The sequence below is a fragment of the Allochromatium tepidum genome, assembly GCF_018409545.1.
Lineage (GTDB): Bacteria > Pseudomonadota > Gammaproteobacteria > Chromatiales > Chromatiaceae > Thermochromatium > Thermochromatium tepidum_A.
In genome coordinates, this window is sequence record NZ_AP024563.1 from 858766 (window position 1) to 873478 (window position 14713).

The following is a 14713-nucleotide window of genomic DNA, read 5'->3' on the forward strand; positions in this document are numbered from 1 at the left end:
CCGCTAACCCGGCACGCCGATCCCCCACAGCCAGAGTCCGAGATTGAGCGTCACGAACGCCGGCAGCGTCGTGATCACCAGCGCCGTGGCCGGGATCTCGCCCTGATCATAGCGCTGGGCGATCAGCGGGTAGATCGTCACCATCGGCAGTCCGGCCAGGATCAGCGCCGCCTGACCGAGCGTCGGGTCCAGGGTCGGCACCAGCATCAGCATCCCAAAGGCCACGAGCGGATGGACCACCAGTTTGCCGGTGGCGATCGCCGTCGCCGGGCCGAGCGCACCCCGCACCCGCTGTCCGGCCAGACTGCCGCCGATGGCGAACAGCGCGACCACCGCCGCCGAGCCGGCCAGTAGCTCGATGGTGCGACCGATCGGCGCCGGCAGGCGCCAGCCGAGCGCGGCGAACGCCAGTCCGGCGGCGATCGCCGGCAGGATCGGATTGGTGCCGACCGTGCGCAGCACCCGCCCGAGCGTCCGCAGCACACTGCCGCGTCCGCGCTCGCGATGGAACTCGGTCAGGATCAGGGTCAGCGGCAGGATGATCAGCACCTCGGTCAGGATCGCCATGACCACCGCGATCAGGGCCGGGTCGCCCAGCAACTGCGCCACCAGCGGATAGCCGATATAGCTGCTGTTGGACATCGACAGCCCCATGCCATAGAAGGCGTTGTCGAGCGGCGAGGTCCGCCGCGCGATGGAGGCGAGCAGCACGCCGATGCCGTAGGTGATCAGCGAGGCGCTGACATAGACGAGCAGGAAGTCGGGCACCAGGATGCTGTCGAGCGAGCGCTTGGAGAGCGTGTCGAACAGTAGCGCGGGCAGGGCGAACAGCAGGGCATAGCGGCTCATGGCGACCGCGCCCTCACGCGGCATCCAGGCCCGACGCACGGCGGCGAAACCGAGTGCGATCAACAGGAAGATGGGGGCGGTGACGGCAAGGATGGCGAGCAAGACGGACTTCCTGAATAACGTGAGTTCTGGATAAGGGCGGCGGCTCTGGGGGCAAAACCGGCGAAGGTTTCAGGAGACCATCCCGATGCCCCGGAGAGCCGCCATGATCGATTGTGAAGCCGTGTACTGCGATGTGGATGATTTCTGCCAGGTGTTTCCGCCGGCCTGGCATCGCCGGCTCCTGACCGGCGGGGAGCGGCGTCGGCGGCGGGCCGGACGTTTGACGCTCAGCGAGATCCTGACGATCCTGATCGTCTTCCATCAATCCCAGTACCGCACCTTCAAAGCGTTCTCTCTGTTGTCCCTGAGCCGACACGCCCGGGGCGAATTCCCCAGTCTGGTCGGCTATACGCGATTTGTAGCCTTGATTCCACAGGCGTTCAGGCCACTGTGCTTCTATCGGCTGCCGCCCGGCACGCTGAAACGGGTCGAGGGCGACGAGGTGCCCAAGTTCATGGGCGCCAAAAAGATGAGCCTGCACCAGACCGGCTTCCAGGAGGTGCTGGCGCTGGCCGATCTGCTCGGCGACTATCCGCGCCATCTGCTGTTGATCGGCGTGCAGCCGGTCGAGCTGGACGACTTCGGCGGCAGTCTGCGCCCCGAGGTCAAGGCGCAGATCGAGCCGGCGATCGGGCTGGCGCGCGCGTATCTGGAGTCGTTCGGCATTGACTGGGAGGACTGTGAGACGTCTGAAGCGGCGGACTATCGTGATCTGCCGCACCCATCTCTGGGGCTGGACGTCTACGAATCCGGCCGCCCACGCATCGAAATGGGGTAGCGCGTTCCCTTCAGATCCCGCGAATATCGAGGTGCTCGAAGAGTCGCGGGTCGACCGCTTCGACGAGTTCGCGCGGCATGATCGAGTAGCCGGGCAGATTGGGATCAAGCGCCCGCTGAGTTGCGCAGACTTGCAGCACATAGCGCCGAACGCCGGTTGCGGCCAGTTTGCGGCTCAGGTTGCGTAAGTAGTCGAGTGTCCAGTCGGGCATCAGCGTAGTGCGGACTTCCAGATTCACCCCAGCTTCCAGCAGCAAAGCCAAACTCGACCAGGCCCGCTCACCCGAGTCGGGCACGCCGGTGAGGGTCGCATAGTCTTCGGGCAGCGCCTTGATATCGAGTCCGACCCAATCGATCAGCGGCAGGAGCGGGCGCAGACGTTCGGGATAGGCGCCGCTGGTGTGCAGACCGATCTTGTAGCCGATTGCACGGGTTTCACGCATGGCCGCGTTGAGCGCGGATTGCGCAGTCGGCTCGCCGCCGCTGAAGACCACGGCATCGAGCAATCCGACCCGCTGACGCAGAAAAACGCGGATGTCTGTCCAGTCGATCAGTGATTCAATGGCGGTCGAGTCCAGTAGATCGCCGTTCTGACAATAGCGACAGCGCCAGGGACAGCCCTGACAAAAGACCACAGCCGACAGCTCGCCGGGATAGTCGATGGTCGTCAGGCGCGTGAAACCGCCGACCCTAAGCCGCTCGGCGGCTTGAGGATGGTCGGACGTGGCGAAGGGAGCACTGTCGGGCATGGGCTTGAGATCCAGCCGTCACGAGGACGGCCAGTAGATCGAGTACGGACTCAGGCCGCAACCCGCCGATTCCGACGATTCAGCGAACCGCGAGGCTGCTCTTTGAAATAGCAACGCTCGGCGTGCTCAGCCTGCTTGCCGGCATTGAAGGCCGAGACCGGACGGTGATAGCCCATGACGCGGGTCCAGACTTCGCAGGGGGTCCGTTCTTCGGTCTTGAGTTCGAGGGTGTCGTTCATTGGCGCATTCTCCTTGACTTCGATGCGTCGGTGTTATTGCTCGCCGCGCGTGCGACGAGGTCGGGTCCGTGGCCGGCTCGATGCCGCTCGCGCGATGGCGTCTGGGCGATCGAGTCCAGCCATTCGGGTTTGAGTGTTCAGTGAATGGACTGGCAATCCGAGCTTGTGCACTGAGCCTTGTGCTTGCGCGCGATCAGCTCCTGGTCGCAGATCGGGCAGAATTGGTGCTCGCCGGCGATATAGCCGTGCTTGGGACAGATGGAGAACACCGGCGTGATCGTGATATAGGGCAGACGGAAGTTCTCCAGCGCGCGGCGCACCAAACGCTTGCAGGCTTCGGTCGAGGAAATCTGCTCGCTCATGTACAGATGCAGCACCGTGCCGCCGGTGTACTTGCTCTGGAGCGTCTCCTGCATCGCCAGCGCCTCGAACGGATCGTCGGTATAGCCGACCGGCAACTGCGAGCTGTTGGTGTAATAGGGCGTCTCCCGGGTGCCGGACTGAATGATGTCCGGGAAGCGCTTCTGGTCCTCACGCGCGAAGCGGTAGGTCGTGCCCTCGGCCGGCGTGGCCTCCAGGTTGTACATGTTGCCCGTCGCTTCCTGGAACTCGACCATGCGCGCCCGCACGCGGTCGAGCAGCCGACAGGCCAGCTCATGCCCCTTGGGCGTGGTGATGTCCTCGGCATCGTGGGTGAAGTTGCGGATCATCTCGTTGATGCCGTTCACACCGATGGTCGAGAAGTGATTGCGCAGCGTGCCGAGATAGCGCTTGGTATAGGGGAAGAGTCCGGCGTCCATGTGACGCTGGATGACCTTGCGCTTGATCTCCAGACTGTTGCGCGCAATGTCGAGCAGCTCGTCGAGCCGCGCCATCAGGCCGGACTCGTCGCCGCGATGAAGATAGCCGAGCCGCGCGCAGTTGATCGTGACCACACCCAGCGAGCCGGTCTGTTCCGCCGAGCCGAAGAGCCCGTTGCCGCGCTTCAGCAGCTCGCGCAGATCGAGCTGGAGCCGGCAGCACATGGAGCGCACCATGTTGGGTGTCAACTCTGAGTTGACGAAATTTTGAAAATAGGGAAGGCCATACTTGGCCGTCATCTCGAACAACTGCTCGGCGTTCTCGCTCTCCCAGGGGAAATCCGGCGTGATGTTGTAGGTCGGGATCGGGAAGGTGAAGATCCGCCCCTTGGCATCGCCCTCAGTCATGACCTCGATATAGGCCCGATTGATCATGTCCATCTCGGTCTGGAGATCGCCATAGGTGAAGGGCTGCTCCACACCGCCGATCACCGGCACCTGCTCGCGCAGATCCTCGGGACACACCCAATCGAAGGTGAGATTGGTAAAGGGCGTATTGCCGGTGATGAAAGTCTTGCCGCGACGACGAGCGACGAAGGTGCCGTTGCGGGTGGTCGGACACCAGACCTTGCCCTTATAGGGCTTGCGCTCGATGAGCTGGATATAGGTCTCGCGGTTGCGCACGATGTTGAGCACATGCACACCCGAATCCTGGCGCGTGTGCACCGTGCTGCCGTAGCCGGCGAGCGCGCACAGCTCCTGGAGCGCGTCGAGATTGTCGCGGTCCTTGGTGTAGATGCGCGTGCGGCCATTCTCTTCGACGTGCCCGTCGCCCTTGACATAGGTGTCGAGGAAGAGCCGGATCTGACGCGCCGACAGTGTGCGGATGACATCCGGGACGCACTTGTGCTCCAGATAGCCCAGCACGAACTCACTGGCGCCCTTGTTCAGGCGATAGCGATAGACCGGATAGTTGGAGTAGGTTCCAGTGCGCTCCTGACGGTGCCAGCTCAGACCCAGCTCGTGCAACAGCCATTCGATCTCGGCAGCGTGCTCAGGATGGCCAATGGACTGGAAGAGACCGACACGCGAACGCCCCTCGCTGAAATCGAAATTGCCCTCGGCCACGATCCACGCCAGCAGCATGACGACCTTATCGTCGATCTCATGCTCGGACGAAGTCTCCCAGGCATTGGGGATGATGACCGGCGACTTGAGTTCGGCGATCTGCTCGATGTCTTCGAGAATCCAGCGATCCTCGCTGTTGAAGACCTTGCGCAGCACCTTGTGACGCGGCGTGATCCACTGTTCCTGAGTGCGGTTGCGCAGCACATACATCTCGCCGTCGAAGTCATAGGCGGTGATGGCCAGCGGTTCCAGATATTCCAGCCGGTTGTTGCGCCAGTCGAAGGTCGCGATTTTCTCGCCGGGCCGGATCTGGTCGTGACGCTTCCAACCGTGCTCGGTCAGACACTCGGTCTCGGCATCGACACACTGGGTGCCCCAGCGCGACGGCACATTGAGGTTGTAGATCAGCTCCTGGATGTACTGCTTGACTTGCTTGTAGGGCAGGCCGTCGACACGCACGAAGGGCGCCATATAGGTATCGAAGCTGGAAAACGCCTGCGCCCCCGCCCACTCGTTCTGGAGCGTGCCGAGAAAGTTGACGATCTGCCCGATCGCCGAGGACATATGCTTGGGCGGCGCGGCCTCGACCTTGCCGGGCACGCCATTGAGTCCCTCATGCAGCAAGGTGCGCAGCGACCAGCCCGCGCAGTAGCCGGAGAGCATGTCCAGGTCATGGATGTGCAGATCGCCCTCGCGGTGCGCCGCGCCGATCTCGGGCGGATAGACATGATTGAGCCAGTAGTTGGCGATCATCTTGCCCGAGGTGTTGAGGATCAGCCCGCCGAGCGAGTAGCCCTGATTGGCATTGGCCGCCACGCGCCAGTCGGAGCGGTCCAGATATTCGTTGATCGAGCTGCCGACATCGACCAGGGTGCGGCTGTCGGTGCGCAGCTTCTTGTGCTGCTCGCGATAGACGATATAGGCGCGCGCGGTCTCGAAGTGGTTGGCGGCGATCAGCGTCTGCTCGACGACATCCTGGATGCCCTCGATGTCGGGCAAACGGCCATCGCTGAACCTGTACGCTAGCACCTTGATCGCCTGCGCGGTCAACAGACTGGCCTCGGCGGCGCCGAACTCACCGCTGGCCTGACCGGCACGCCGGATCGCCGATTCGATCTTGCCGGCATCGAAACGCACCTCCTGCCCATCGCGCTTGATCACGCGGGTCGGGGGAGTGGGGGAGTGCGTCTGGTTGGCCATCGTGATCCTCGGTCGGCGGTACGGTTTTGAGCGGAGATGTCGACGCCCGTGCCTGGGTGAAATCGCGCTTTTCGTTCCAAATCAGTACCCTTGGCGAGCGGCTGGAACGCAAAGCGCCCGCAGGCGCGGGCACAATATGTAGTAGGCGGCGAGTATACCTCTAACCAGATGCTGTGGCTAGAGACAAATGAGCTTGACAAGAGCCCTCGCCGGAAGGGACGCGCGGAAGGTGCTGTATGGACGTCAGTTTTTGGCGAACGTCGACGGCAAGAAAATGGTTTCAGCGGAGATTCGGTGGCGGAGGCGGGAGGGCATAGGAGCGTGGCGAGGTCGTCGATCGGCCCCGCCACAGGAGAGCGGCGAACGCGGTCAGAACTCGACCGCCAGCTGCGCGGTGAAGGTGTCGCCCGACTTGCCGGTACCGCCGTCGCGCGTGTTGTAGTCACGATCACGCGCCCATTCGAGTCCGAGCGAGGTACGATCGAAAATTTCGATCGACCAGCCGAGCAGCCAGCGCTCCTTGGGCAGTTCGAGCGCCGGCGCCTCGCGCGTGCCCTGATAGGCCACCGCCGCTACCGATTCGCGCCCCAACAGCGTGAAGCTGTAACCGGCCTCGATGTTCCAGGCCGAAGGACGCGCTCCCTCGCCCTTGAACTCCAGGCTGATCGGGTCGAAGTCGTCGGCCGCCGACAGATATTCGCCGATGAGACTGAAGGGGCCGAAGCTCGCGGCCGCGTTGAGGGTCCAGCCGGCGGTACGCTCGGTCGGATCGATGCTCAGGCTCGGATCGAGTTCGGCCGCACCGACCCGGATATCGTTGATGGTTTCATGCAGGCTGTCCGAGTCGCCGAGGTCGTTGATATAACCGGCGCCCACCGACCAGGCCCAGTCATCGCTGTCCTGCGCAAAGCCGAGATTGGCTCCCCAGCTCTCGATCCGATCCTTGCCCTTGACCTTGTTGTCGCCATTGAAGACATAGACGCTACCCGAGAAGCCGCTGTGCTCGAAGCCCAGTTGCAGCGCCGTCTCGCGCGCCTCGCCGATCTCCAGTGTCAGCGGGTCGGAGACCAGATTGGTCTCATAGACGCCGAAGGGCACATAGACCTGACCGGCGGTCAGGAACAGCGGCGAGACATCGGCATTGGCGAACGTCAGATAGGCGGTGTCGACCTCGAGATCGGTCTCGTCCTGCTCGTAGAGGAATGAGATCCCAGCCTCGACCCAGTCGTTGACCTGCGAGCGGATGCCCAGCTCAGCCGTGGCCAGCACGATGTCACTCTCGCTGCCGCCCTCATAGGGCGAGAGATAGCCGGCCTCGACCTCGATCAGGCCGGCGATCTCGATGTTGCGATACCAGGCTGGTGCAGCGTCGTCTTTGGTCTGCGTGTCCTTGAGAGACCCTTCCAGGCGATCGAGACGCTGTTCAAGGCGTTCGAGGCGCTTGGGTTCGCCCGACGGCTGGGTGTTCGATGAGCCGGTGGCCTGGGCGGCGCCGGCGGCGAGCATGAGTGCGATAGAGGCGGAGAGTGGTTGGATTCTCAAGGATCGTTGCTCCTGGTTAAGTCGATTTCAGTCACGCGGGCAAAGCGATGCCTTGACGCGCGAAACGCATCGGTCGTCAAAGCATGAAAATGCGAATTGTTGTTATTTATATAACGAGCGATCGGGACTGTAAAGTCCGGTCGTCATTGGAGGGCGTCCGGCGCGTGACGTACCGGACGATCAGTGGCTGGCGCCGCCGGCAGGATCAGGGCAGCTGGCGAATAGCTTCGATGGCCGTTTCGTAGCGTTGGCGCAGTTCTTCGGGCAGGCTGGAGTCCTTGGCGCCCTGGCAGCCGCCGGCCGCTTGCAGTCGCTCGACGAAGTCGTTTTCGAGTCGCGCCTGGACGCGGCGGTAGCTGCGCTCGGGGAAGAAATCGTCCTGGACTGTGAGCACGGTCGTGCGTAGCTTGCCGACGATGAGTTTATTGAGGTTCTCGGTTCGTCGACCCGAGCCGTCGCCCCGGCAGCGGCTGTGATAGGCGTCGAGGTCGGCGGCGGCTGTGACCGCCTCGACCAGCAGCGACTGGGTCTCGGCGTCGAGCGCCGACCGGGCCATGACCGCCGGCAGGGCGAGCAGGCCGCCGATCAGCAGCAGCCCGATGAGGTGTGTCCCCCAGGGACGTGGCCGATCGGTAGAGGAGAGGGGGCTGGATGTCTGGGTGTCGGCTTCGCGTCGCACGATGATCCTCAACTGCGTCCGTATACGGGAATGGCCGCCCCGGTGATGCCGCGCGACAGATCCGAGGCCAGAAAGACGATGACGTCGGCCAGGGCGTCGAGTCCGACCCAGTTGGAGTGATCCTGGTCGGGCATGGCCGCGCGGTTCTGGGGCGTGTCCAGTGTGCCTGGCAGGACGCAGTTTACCCGGATTCCGCTCGATTTGAGTTCATCGGCGAGCGTTTCGGTGAGGGTGACGACGGCGGCCTTGGAGATGCAGTAAGGCCCCATGTGCCCGACGCCGCGCAGGGCCGCGCGTGCGGCGACGTTGATGATGGCGCCCTGACCGGCCGTCAGGAGCTTCGGCACGACCGCGCGCGCGCAGTGGAAGGCGGTGCGGGCGTTGAGGTCGAGCATGGCGTCCCACTCGGCCTCGGTCGTGTCCCGGATCGCCGGTCCCATGCTGAAGCCGCCGGCGATGTTGGCCAGTCCATGGATGGCGCCGAACCGGCTTGCGACCTGCTCAACCATGACCGTGACCTGCTCCGGGTCGAGCAGGTCGACGCTCAGTGCCAGCGAGTCGGCACCGGCGGGTAACGCCGTCTGGGTGCGGCGTAGCGCCTCTGGATCGCGCCCGATCAGGGCCAGACGCGCCCCCTGAGCCGCGAAGGCGCACGCCGTGGCGGCCCCCAGGTTGCCCGAGGCGCCGGTGATGAGAATGGTCTTGTCTTTGAGATCGCGCATGTCGTCGAATCCTGGCTGTAGGTTGCGTGAAGTTCGCCGAATGGTCGGTCGATGCTGGCTCGACAGTCGGCACTGGCGCGCCATCGAGCGATTGCCGAGTCATGCGAGTCCGGCCGCTTGTCTGTATGATTGGGGCCTGAGCATGGATTGCGCACCGGACCCCAGGTCATCGGCCTGGTCGTGCCCCCAGTCGGGATATCGGGGCTTCTCTTCGCTAGATCCATCCATGGGGGTGAGGCCGTGTCGAACTGGAGACCCGCAGGGCAGGTCGTCTCGCGGAGGAGCGGATGATCGAACTGTTCTTTCTGCTCCTGCCCGTAGCGGCGGCCTCGGGGTGGTGGCTGGCGCGCCGCGATCTGCGCCGCAAGATCGATGTCTTGCCGGCGGCGCATCCGGATTTTCTGCGCGGCCTGAATTATCTGCTCGAAGAACAGCCGGACAAGGCCATCGATCTCTTTCTGCGACTCACCGAGGTCGACAGCGAGACGGCCGAGACGCATCTGGCGCTCGGCAGTCTGTTCCGGCGTCGCGGCGAAGTCGATCGCGCCATTCGCATCCATCGGAATCTGATCGAGCGGCGGCATCTCGGTCAGGAACTGCGCGGTTTCGCGCTCTTCGAGCTGGGGCAGGACTACATGAGCGCCGGGCTGCTTGATCGCGCCGAGACGCTGTTCGAGGAACTCGTCGGGCTGGGGCTGCACAGTCAGCGCGCGCTTCAGGCGTTGCGCGAGATCTACCAGCGCGAGCGCGACTGGAGCCGCTGTCTGGAGGTGGCCGCCCAGCTCGAGGCCCTGACCGGGCAGCGCCTCACGGTCGAGATCGCGCACTATCATTGCGAGCTGGCCGAGGAGGCGCGGCGGCGACAGGATGCGGCGGGCGCACGCGAGCAGCTGAGCCGGGCACGGGGCATCCAGTCCGACTGTGTTCGCGCGACCATGCTGGAAGGCTTCATGGCGCTGGAGGAGGGCGATGTCGCGGGGGCGGCCGCGCTCTTCAAGCGCGTCGCCGAGCGTGGAGCGACCTACGTCCCCGAGATCCTGCCGGCCCTGATCGAGTCCATGGAGCGGCTGGGCGAGGACGTGATCGCGCAACTCGAGACCCTGGCCGCCGGTCGAGCCGGTCCGCACCTGATGCTGGCGCTCGGCGAGCGCGTGGAGCAGGCACGCGGTTCCGCGGCGGCCCTGGATCTGCTGGCCGACTATCTGGCGTGCTGGGCCGATCTGGCGGTGCTGGAGCGCTTCCTCGATCTGCGCGCGCGCGAATCGAGTCCGGATGGACGTGCGCACCGCTATGCGCGGGTCGCGCTCGGCGTGGCGCGTCATCTGTTGCAGCGCCAGTCCGTCTATCAGTGCGAGCAGTGCGGGTTCCAGGCACGTTCGCTGCATTGGCAGTGTCCGAGCTGCCGCAACTGGGGCACGGTCGTCGCCGTGCTGCCCGACCCCATCCAGGGCGAGGCGACACGTCCGCCGGTCTGAACCTCGGCGGCCGGCTCCCGACCACAACCCATTCACTCTAGAGACCATCGAAGATCCGTGACACAGGTCAAACCCATCATCGTCGCCCTCGATTTCGCCAGTGAACAGCCGGCCCTGGCGCTGGCCGAGCGGCTCGATCCGGCGCGCTGTCGGCTGAAGGTCGGCAAGGAGCTCTTCACCCGGCTCGGACCGGCCTTCGTCGAACGGCTCCAGCGTCTGGGCTTCGAGATCTTTCTCGACCTCAAGTTCCACGACATCCCCAACACGGTCGCGGCCGCCTGCGCGGCCGCGGCGGATCTGGGGGTGTGGATGGTCAATGTCCATGCCTCGGGCGGACGCGCCATGCTGGAGGCGGCGCGCGAACGTCTGAGCCGGTACGAGCGTCCGCCGCTGCTGATCGGGGTGACGGTGCTGACCAGTCTCGATCGCGCGGATCTGGACGCCATCGGCTGTCCCGGCGAGCCGCGCGAGCGTGTCCTGGCGCTGGCGAGTCTGGCCCATGAGGCAGGGCTGGACGGCATCGTCTGCTCGCCGCTGGAGGCCACACCGGTGCGCGCGGCGCTGGGCCGGGACTTCCGGCTGGTGACTCCGGGCGTGCGTCCGGCGGGCTCAGCGAGCGGCGACCAGAAGCGCGTCATGACCCCCGCCGAGGCCCTGGCCGCCGGCGCCGACTATCTGGTGATCGGGCGTCCCATCACACAGGCACCCGACCCGCTATCCGTGATCGACGAGATCGATCGCTCTTGTAAGAACATTCTGGAGAATTGACAGATGGCCAAGGTTCGCAAGGCGGTATTTCCAGTCGCCGGCATGGGCACACGCTTCCTGCCGGCGACCAAGGCCAGTCCCAAGGAAATGCTGCCCATCGTCGACAAACCCCTGATCCAGTACGCCGCCGAGGAGGCCGAGGCCGGCGGCGCCGATCAGCTGGTCTTCATCACCGGGCGCAACAAGCGCTCGATCGAGGATCACTTCGACACCGCCTATGAGCTCGAATCCGAGCTGGAACGCGCCGGCAAGGACAAGCTGCTCGACATCGTGCGCAATGTCCTGCCCGGATCGGCGTCCTGTATCTATGTACGTCAGGCCGTCGCGCTCGGGCTGGGTCATGCGGTGCTCTGCGCCAAGCCGGTGGTCGGTGACGAGCCGTTCGCGGTGCTGCTGGCTGACGACCTCATCCGCTCCAGCGGCAAGGGCGTGGTCGAACAGATGGCCGAGGTCCACGCCCGCCACGGTTGCAGCGTGCTGAGCGTCCAGGAGGTGCCGCGCGAGGAGACCAACAAATACGGTATCGTCCAGGTCGAAACGGACGCCGACGGCACCATGCGCGTGGTCTCCATCGTCGAGAAGCCGAATCCGGCCGACGCGCCCTCCAATCTGGCCGTGGTCGGGCGCTATCTGCTCACGCCGCGCATCTTCGACAAGCTCGAACGCACCGGCAAGGGCGCCGGCGGCGAGATCCAGTTGACCGACGGCATCTCGGATCTGCTCCAGGACGAGCCCGTGATCGCCCATCCCTTCGAGGGCAAGCGCTACGACTGCGGCAGCAAGCTCGGCTATCTGGAGGCCACGGTGGAATACGCCCTGGCGCATCCCGAACTCGGCGCGCGTTTCGCGGCCTATCTGCACGCGCTCAAAGACGAGCCGGCTTAGGCCGTATCGCCTTGACGCTCCTCTCCCCAACCGCTCTCCGGTGTGGGGAGAGGGGCCAAGACGGATCATCGCTGAACAGTATCGGGCACCGCGATGTCGAACGCCTCGCTCTGGTGTATTCCAGCCGACACCGCCGAACACTATCGGTCCAGCAAGGATATGCCGGCGTTCGCCGTCAGCCGGCGTATCGCCGCGCATCCGCGCCTGAGCGAGTTCCTGGGCGGCAATCCGCTGCGACTCCTGGACACCAATCATCGCAACCATGCCGCTTTCATGGTCGAGGTCTTCATCGCCAACGACCCCCGTCTGCTGGAGGACGCGCTGCCCTGGGTCTATTCGGCTTATCACAATCAGGGTATTGCGTTCGACTACTTCGCCGCCGAACTGGAGACCTGGATCGCGGTCATCGGCGAGACGCTGCCGCCCGAGGACGCGGCGGCCATCCTGCCGGTCTATCGCTGGATGCTCGACGCCCATCCGCGTTCCATCGAGCGCGCGCTTCGGTATCAGGCCCGGCGCCTGCCGGTGTCCGAGGTCTGGCAGCGCGATTACGACTTCATCCTGGAGCATCTCTTCCAGGGCGACTATCCGGTGGTCATCCGCCATTGTCGCGGCCTGATGCAACGCGGGATGTCCTATGCGCAGGTGCTGCGCGAACTCTTCTATCCGGCCATGGTGGAAGTGGGTGCACGCTGGGAGACCGGCGAGTTCTCGGTCGACATGGAGCATCAGACCACGGCCATGGTCTATGGCATCCTGTTCCTAAAAACCTAAACAAAGTTGCTTATGGTGGTTTTTAAGTGATTCGCTCTCCGTTGATAGCGCCCTGGTGGGCGAGCAACTGGAGTCCGGGTTGAGCAGTCCCAACCGGAGGCGCTCGGTCCGTGCCTGCAAGATCGCCTTGACCCGCTGGAACGGCGTGAACCGCTCGATGTCCGGGTCGGACAACCGTGTCAGCACGTTGCGCGCAGCGTTCTGGTCCGCGTCCAACACAACCCCGTCGGAACAGTAAAACCGATCCCCTTGCCGCTTGCCGTCGAGACAACCGGTTCGGGAATCCATTTGCGATGTGTAAGCCGGATTAACGAGAACGACCGTCGAACCTCGACGGCGTGAAACGCTGTCAAGCGCTTCGGCAATGACGCCTTTCGTCCAGGCGGCGAGCCTGCGATTGACGTTCTTGCCGAAGGACTTGCCGGACATGGGGGCGGTTAAATCTTCTGCGGCGATCACCGCTGCTTTGTCCACGATCTTGTGGATCGCCTGAAACACTGTGTCGCGGATGCGCGCCTGGGTCTGGTCCATCTGCCGATCGAGCTTCCGGCGCCCGAGGTTGAAGTGGCGGATGTGCTCGCGCTTGCGCGGGTTGCGGGTGCGATTGGCGATGGCGCGCAGTTTGGATCGGCGTTGGTACTTGGCTTTGAGCTTGTCGGAGGCGTCGGTGAGGAGCGCGCCCAATTCCCGGCCATGGTGCTCGCCATCGGAATCGACCAACACCTCGGAGTAGCCCTTGTCGACGCCAAGGGTGCGCGCGCCACAGTCGTGCTTGACCTCGGCTTCAATCGTGTAGTGGACTTCGAGACCCACGTCCTTGAGGATGATCCGCAGGGTGCCGGTCGGCTCGGCCGTGGTATTGAGCGGAATGGCGATCCGTTGGCCTTTCTCCAGTCCGGGGATCTTGATCCAGGCGCGCCCACCCAGTTGGAAGGTGGTGTAGTTATCGGAACGCACGATGATTTGGTTGTGCGTGTGGTTGTGTCCGCGCTTCCATTCCCGGCGCATGATCCGGCGCAGATAGGGATCGCCGGTCCAGCCCCGGCCCTTGAGGGCGGCGAACAGGCGTTGTTGTTCGGCCTTATCCTGGGTGTGCCGCCGGATCGAGCGGCGCGCCTTGACCTTAGCCGCTTCCATGTTGGCCGTGATGTCGCCCTTGGCGTCGCGCAGGGTTTCTTTCCAGGCGTTGGCCGAGACCGGAAAGGCGCGGCCTTCGCTCAACCAGGCATCGCGAATCCGGCGATCCGACAGGCCCACGCCACTGATCGACCCAAACCGCTGCCAAACCTCGGAGCGCACCTGACCGAGACGGCGCGCCTGTTCGCGCAGGGCCGCGAGCTTGCCTGGGTTCGGGCGCTTGGCGTGCAGAATGCGCGTGACTTTCATTCACACAGATCCTTTGGCTGATGGAGCGACAGCCCCGCAAAATCCTCCTTGATGGACTGTTTATACTTGCGCATCCCGTGCAGCCGACAACTAAAGGTATGGACGATCGCCATCAGGTCTTCGACCATCTCTTGCTCAGGCGAGAGCGATTCCTGGTTGACCACGACGATCTCGCAGCCGTTTTCGGCGGCGATGTGGGCGAAGAAATCGAAACCAAAGCGCATTAAGCGGTCTTTATGGGCAATCAGTAGTTGGCGTACGTCCCCACGCAGGATGCGATCGACCAGTGCAAGAAAGCGCTTGCGCTTGAAGTTCATCCCGCCGCCGATCTCTTGGATCCATTCATCGACCGCGATCCCCGCGCCCAGACAGTAAGCCTCCATCGCCCGCACCTGCGAGGCGAGATCGTCTTTTTGCCCGGCACTCGACACGCGGCAGTAGACCACCACGTCGCGCGTCTTCGGTGCCCCACCCAGCATCAAACGCACGTCGGACTCATCGAAATACCGATGCCCCGACGGCAGCCGCTTGGCTTGCAGCTTCCCTTCAGCTTCCCAGCGCCGGATCGTCTGTGGCGACCGCCCAAGGCGTTTGGCAAACTCGCCAATGCTGTATTGCTTGCTCATAGCAAGAAATTA

Annotated in this window: 14 protein-coding genes; 5 read left to right on the forward strand and 9 right to left on the reverse strand. The window is 64.1% G+C overall.

Annotated elements, in window-relative coordinates:
• Positions 1 to 3: 3 nt before the first annotated feature.
• Positions 4 to 951 carry an AEC family transporter gene (locus Atep_RS04010; protein ID WP_213380381.1) on the reverse strand — a complete coding sequence of 316 codons (948 nt, stop codon included), beginning with the start codon at positions 949 to 951 and terminating at the stop codon, positions 4 to 6.
• Positions 952 to 1054: 103 nt separating this feature from the next.
• Here Atep_RS04010 and Atep_RS16470 point away from each other — a divergent pair, with 103 nt between their 5' ends.
• A complete protein-coding gene (locus Atep_RS16470; RefSeq protein ID WP_236786464.1) occupies positions 1055 to 1729 on the forward strand; it encodes a hydrogenase maturation protease in 675 nt (224 codons plus the stop codon).
• A 10-nt stretch (positions 1730 to 1739) separates the two neighbouring features.
• Here the strand turns inward: Atep_RS16470 and Atep_RS04020 are convergent, their stop codons facing one another.
• The 6 genes from Atep_RS04020 to Atep_RS04045 form a co-directional block, all read right to left on the reverse strand.
• A complete protein-coding gene (locus Atep_RS04020; protein ID WP_213380382.1) occupies positions 1740 to 2477 on the reverse strand; it encodes an anaerobic ribonucleoside-triphosphate reductase activating protein in 738 nt (245 codons plus the stop codon).
• Positions 2478 to 2527: 50 nt separating this feature from the next.
• Positions 2528 to 2716, reverse strand: a complete 189-nt coding sequence (gene nrdD, locus Atep_RS04025) for an anaerobic ribonucleoside-triphosphate reductase (RefSeq protein ID WP_213380383.1) — start codon at positions 2714 to 2716, stop codon at positions 2528 to 2530.
• A 137-nt stretch (positions 2717 to 2853) separates the two neighbouring features.
• Positions 2854 to 5844: a ribonucleoside triphosphate reductase gene (locus tag Atep_RS04030; protein WP_213380384.1), complete on the reverse strand. Its 2991-nt coding sequence runs from the start codon at positions 5842 to 5844 to the stop codon at positions 2854 to 2856.
• A 369-nt stretch (positions 5845 to 6213) separates the two neighbouring features.
• The gene (locus Atep_RS04035) at positions 6214 to 7386 is read right to left on the reverse strand and encodes an LbtU family siderophore porin (RefSeq protein ID WP_213380385.1); all 1173 of its coding nucleotides are present in this window, start codon (positions 7384 to 7386) and stop codon (positions 6214 to 6216) included.
• Positions 7387 to 7591: 205 nt separating this feature from the next.
• Entirely contained in the window at positions 7592 to 8065 is a 474-nt protein-coding gene (locus tag Atep_RS04040) for a hypothetical protein (protein WP_213380386.1), read from the reverse strand.
• Between the two features lie 8 nt (positions 8066 to 8073).
• Entirely contained in the window at positions 8074 to 8787 is a 714-nt protein-coding gene (locus tag Atep_RS04045) for an SDR family oxidoreductase (RefSeq protein WP_213380387.1), read from the reverse strand.
• Between the two features lie 287 nt (positions 8788 to 9074).
• Here Atep_RS04045 and lapB point away from each other — a divergent pair, with 287 nt between their 5' ends.
• From lapB to Atep_RS04065, 4 genes are all read left to right on the forward strand, one after another.
• Positions 9075 to 10262 (forward strand): lipopolysaccharide assembly protein LapB, encoded by a 1188-nt coding sequence (gene lapB / locus Atep_RS04050; RefSeq protein ID WP_213380388.1) that lies wholly within the window; start codon positions 9075 to 9077, stop codon positions 10260 to 10262.
• A 57-nt stretch (positions 10263 to 10319) separates the two neighbouring features.
• Positions 10320 to 11030: an orotidine-5'-phosphate decarboxylase gene (gene pyrF / locus Atep_RS04055; protein WP_213380389.1), complete on the forward strand. Its 711-nt coding sequence runs from the start codon at positions 10320 to 10322 to the stop codon at positions 11028 to 11030.
• Positions 11031 to 11033: 3 nt separating this feature from the next.
• Positions 11034 to 11915, forward strand: a complete 882-nt coding sequence (galU, locus tag Atep_RS04060; RefSeq protein WP_213380390.1) for a UTP--glucose-1-phosphate uridylyltransferase GalU — start codon at positions 11034 to 11036, stop codon at positions 11913 to 11915.
• 93 nt (positions 11916 to 12008) lie between these two features.
• Positions 12009 to 12689: a B12-binding domain-containing protein gene (locus tag Atep_RS04065; protein WP_236786467.1), complete on the forward strand. Its 681-nt coding sequence runs from the start codon at positions 12009 to 12011 to the stop codon at positions 12687 to 12689.
• On the opposite strand, the gene Atep_RS04070 is transcribed toward Atep_RS04065, so the two are convergent.
• Both Atep_RS04070 and Atep_RS04075 read right to left on the reverse strand, forming a co-directional pair.
• On the reverse strand, positions 12678 to 14075 hold the full coding sequence (locus Atep_RS04070) for an RNA-guided endonuclease TnpB family protein (protein ID WP_213380391.1): 1398 nt from the start codon (positions 14073 to 14075) through the stop codon (positions 12678 to 12680). The genes Atep_RS04065 and Atep_RS04070 overlap by 12 nt on opposite strands.
• Complete coding sequence (locus tag Atep_RS04075) at positions 14072 to 14701, reverse strand: IS607 family transposase (RefSeq protein ID WP_213377951.1); 630 nt, start codon at positions 14699 to 14701, stop codon at positions 14072 to 14074. Before Atep_RS04075 ends, Atep_RS04070 begins: the two co-directional genes overlap by 4 nt.
• Positions 14702 to 14713: the final 12 nt, after the last annotated feature.